Origin of the sequence: Streptococcus sp. GMD1S (assembly GCF_000296875.1) — a bacterium.
In the GTDB taxonomy this organism is placed as follows: domain Bacteria; phylum Bacillota; class Bacilli; order Lactobacillales; family Streptococcaceae; genus Streptococcus.
On sequence record NZ_AJQY01000374.1, the window covers coordinates 1 to 1,031 of the forward strand.

The 1,031-nt window shown below is 46.4% G+C and carries 1 protein-coding gene and 1 pseudogene; both read right to left on the bottom strand.

Translation table 11 applies throughout. The annotated features are described in order from the left end of the window. The coding region (gene hflX / locus GMD1S_RS10435) for a GTPase HflX (protein ID WP_000573177.1) at positions 1–929 on the bottom strand (929 nt) is incomplete at its 3' end. After that, positions 922–1,031: pseudogene (locus tag GMD1S_RS12045) on the bottom strand (tRNA (adenosine(37)-N6)-dimethylallyltransferase MiaA); the annotation flags it as partial. The gene hflX and the pseudogene GMD1S_RS12045, both read right to left, overlap by 8 nt.

Consider the following 1,031-nt stretch of genomic DNA (forward strand, 5'->3'; position numbering starts at 1 on the left):
TCCTCCATATCCAAGTCTTTCATGATAGACAGAACCGTTTTTTCATGCTCCTCGTGATAAGGATTGCTGGCATCGATGACATGAACCAAAAGATCCACATGCTTGCTTTCTTCCAAAGTTGACTTGAAACTGGACACCAATTCAGTTGGCAAATCCTGGATAAAACCAACCGTATCAGTCAAGGTAACCTGAAGATTGCCCCCAAGATGGATACTCTTTGTCGTCGCATCCAGGGTCGCAAACAGCTCGTCTGCTTCGTACTGGGTCTTACTGGTTAAGCTGTTCATGATAGTTGATTTCCCAGCATTGGTGTAGCCAATCAAGCCAATCTTAAAGGTGCTTGACTCCAAGCGTTTTTCTCTGACTGTCGCCCGATTTTTCTCTACCACCTTGAGCTGGCGTTCGATATCTGTGATTTGATTGCGAACACTACGACGGTTCAGTTCCAACTGACTCTCACCTGGACCACGGGAACCAATTCCCCCTGCCTGACGGCTGAGCATGATTCCTTGACCAACCAAGCGAGGCAAGAGATATTTGAGCTGGGCTAGGTGGACTTGGAGTTTCCCTTCATGGCTTCGAGCCCGCATAGCAAAGATATCCAAAATCAACTGCATACGGTCAATGACCTTGACACCCAGAACTTCCTCTAGATTGACATTTTGCCGTGGTGTCAGACGGTTGTTGACAATGACAGTAGTAATTTCCTCAGCATCCACCATGAGCACAATTTCTTCCAACTTACCAGATCCGACAAAAGTCTTGGAGTCATACTTTTCACGTTTTTGCCTGTAGCTATCTACAACGACTGCTCCAGCAGTCTTAGCCAGACTGGCCAACTCTTCCATGGACAGGTCAAAATTATCCATGCCCTGCAGTTCAACACCAATTAGCAGGACCCGTTCTTCTTTTTTCTCCGTTTCAATCATTTAAAAACTCCTCAATCTGGCTTAGAATACGCTCCTTCACGCCAGACTCTCCTATCTGATAAAAGGTCACCTGCATGCGATTACGGAACCAGGTCAACTGAC